We start from the raw sequence: 2,411 nt of genomic DNA, 5'->3' as shown, positions 1-2,411 counted from the left end.
CGCCGGCGGCGAGACGCCGGGCGAGGACGCGTTCACGCTGCGGGTCAAGCGCGGCGAGCAGGTCGAGGAGAGCTTCGACGTGTCGGCGAAGCGCGGCCAGCGCGGCTACGTGGTGGCGGTGGTCCGCGAGCGTTCGCGGCTGATCGCCGTCGAGGAGGCCGGCGCCCAGGCCGCGGCCCGTCCGGCGAACCAGGAGGTGGCCGTCCCGGCGGCGCCCGCGCTGCCGCAGCCGGCCGCGAGCGCCCCGACGCCCGCCGAGTACGTCGGCAGCGCCGACGACCGCACGGGCCTCGGCGGCCTGGAGGCGGTGGACGAGATCACGATGGTCGCCGTCCCGGACCTGATGGGCGCGTACGAGCAGGGCACGCTGGACGCCGACCAGGTCAAGGCGGTGCAGCTGGCCCTGATCGCGCACTGCGAGCTGATGGGCAACCGCGTGGCGATCCTCGACCCGCTGCCCGACCTGACCCCGCAGCAGGTCAAGGAGTGGCGGACGGTCGGCGCCGGCTACGACTCCAAGCACGCGGCCCTCTACTACCCGTGGCTGAAGGTCGCGGACCCGTCCGACGGCCGGCTGCGGTTCGTGCCGCCGAGCGGCGCCATGGCGGGCGTGTGGGCGCGCAACGACGAGAGCCGGGGTGTGCACAAGGCGCCCGCGAACGAGGTGGTGCGCGGCGCCGTCGACCTCGCCGTCAACCTGACCAAGGGCGAGCACGACCTGCTCAACCCGATCGGCGTCAACTGCATCCGGGCGTTCCCTGGCCGGGGCATCCGGGTCTGGGGCGCGCGCACGCTCTCGTCCGATCCGAGCTGGCGCTACCTGAACGTCCGCCGGCTCTTCAACTACCTGGAGGAGTCGATCCTGATCGGCACCCAGTGGGTGGTGTTCGAGCCGAACGACGACGCCCTGTGGGCGCGCATCCGGCGGACGATCTCGGCGTTCCTGGTGAACGAGTGGCGAAAGGGCGCACTGTTCGGCCTCACGCCCGAGGAGGCGTTCTACGTGAAGTGCGACCGGGAGACCAACCCGGCCGAGGGCATCGACGCCGGGCAGGTGATCTGCGAGATCGGCGTCGCGCCGGTGAAGCCGGCCGAGTTCGTCGTCTTCCGGCTCTCCCAGTTCTCCGGCGGGACGAGCCTCGTCAACGAGTAATCAAAGGAAGGCGGTTGGCGCACGATGGCACTTCCCGACCATGACAGTTCGGTCGGCCACTCCTTCGGCCTGGAGTTCGACGGCGTGGTGATCAAGCAGATCAGCGAGGTGACGGGCCTGAAGATGGAACAGGACGTCATCGAGCTCAAGCAGAACACCGCGGACGGCAAGTACGTGGTGAAGAAGCTCCCCGGCCGCCCGAAGGCGGGCGAGGTCACGCTGACCCGCGGCCTGACCGCCGACAGCAGCTTCGAGAAGTGGATCAAGGACTCCCGCTTCGGCAAGATGGCCCAGGTCAGGAAGGGCGGCGCGATCATCGTCTTCGACTACGAGGGCAACGCGATCAAGCGCTACAACCTGGTCAACGCCTGGCCCAAGAGCCTGGAGATCGGCTCGCTCAAGGCCGGCGACACCAGCGTCCTCACGGAGAAGATCGTCATCACGTACGAAGCCATGGACGTGGCGTGAGGCGGCCCTGATGCGTCGACAGATGGCCGCCCCACCCGGGGTTGAACGAGCCGCCGAGCCGGTTGCTGCACCGGCCGCCGAGAAACGCGAGCCGATGCGGACCGAGTTCGCGTTCGAGCTGCCGCGCGGCTACCTCGACGACTCCGGACAGGTGCACCGCTCCGGCATCATGCGGCTCGCGACGGCCAGGGACGAACTGGTGCCGCTGCGCGACGACCGAGTGCGCGAGAACCCCGCGTACCTCTCCGTCGTCCTCCTCGGGCGCGTCGTCACCCGGATCGGGGGCGTGACGGACGTCCACGCGGGCGTCATCGAGGACCTGTTCGCCTCCGACCTGGCGTTCCTCCAGGACTTCTACCGCCGCATCAACGCCGAGGGACACACCCGCGCGCAGGTCACCTGCCCGTCCTGCGCCTGCGACTTCGCGGTCGACCTCGCCGGCGGCCGCCTGGGGGAATCGTGACGTACGCGACCGAGCGGTTGTACGAGGAGGTCGCGTACGTCGCCTACCACTTCCACTGGCAGCTGGACGCGATCCTGGACCTGGAACACCCCGAACGCCTCCGCTTCGTCGCCCAGATCGGCCGGCTCAACGCCCTGGCCGCGCAGGGGCGGTGAGGTGGCGGATGGGCGTGTGGGACTGGCTGAGGAGGGGGCGGTCGGCCGCGCCCGCTGCGCCTGCTGCGCCCGCTGCGCCCGCTGCGCCTGCACCGGAGCCGGTGGCGAGGCGCGAGCCCCGGGGCGGCTGGCGGGACGTGCCGGTGCAGCGGCTCACGTGCGGGGCACCGGA

The 2,411-nt window shown here is 70.9% G+C and carries 4 protein-coding genes; all 4 read left to right on the top strand.

The annotated features are described in order from the left end of the window. Positions 1–1,153 (top strand): phage tail sheath subtilisin-like domain-containing protein (locus AB0O00_RS35865; protein ID WP_363658892.1); only part of this gene is annotated, 1,153 nt, incomplete at its 5' end. Between the two features lie 24 nt (positions 1,154–1,177). Beyond that, positions 1,178–1,621: a phage tail protein gene (locus AB0O00_RS35860; RefSeq protein WP_363658891.1), complete on the top strand. Its 444-nt coding sequence runs from the start codon at positions 1,178–1,180 to the stop codon at positions 1,619–1,621. Positions 1,622–1,643: 22 nt separating this feature from the next. Next, positions 1,644–2,084, top strand: coding sequence for a hypothetical protein (locus tag AB0O00_RS35855; protein ID WP_363658893.1), 441 nt, complete (start codon positions 1,644–1,646; stop codon positions 2,082–2,084). Beyond that, positions 2,081–2,239, top strand: a complete 159-nt coding sequence (locus tag AB0O00_RS35850; protein WP_363658890.1) for a DUF6760 family protein — start codon at positions 2,081–2,083, stop codon at positions 2,237–2,239. The genes AB0O00_RS35855 and AB0O00_RS35850 overlap by 4 nt, the downstream gene beginning before the upstream one ends. Positions 2,240–2,411 lie beyond the last annotated feature (172 nt).

The organism is Kitasatospora sp. NPDC093558, from assembly GCF_040683475.1.
Taxonomy (GTDB): Bacteria; Actinomycetota; Actinomycetes; order Streptomycetales; family Streptomycetaceae; genus Kitasatospora.
Note: the sequence above shows the minus strand (reverse complement) of the source record. Positions and strands in the feature narration are given on the sequence as shown.

What these genes read in the sequence shown, in the direction of transcription:
- AB0O00_RS35860 (WP_363658891.1), top strand. Translation starts at nt 1,178, where the DNA reads ATGGCACTTCCCGACCATGACAGTTCGGTCGGCCACTCCTTCGGCCTG.
- AB0O00_RS35855 (WP_363658893.1), top strand. Translation starts at nt 1,644, where the DNA reads ATGGCCGCCCCACCCGGGGTTGAACGAGCCGCCGAGCCGGTTGCTGCA.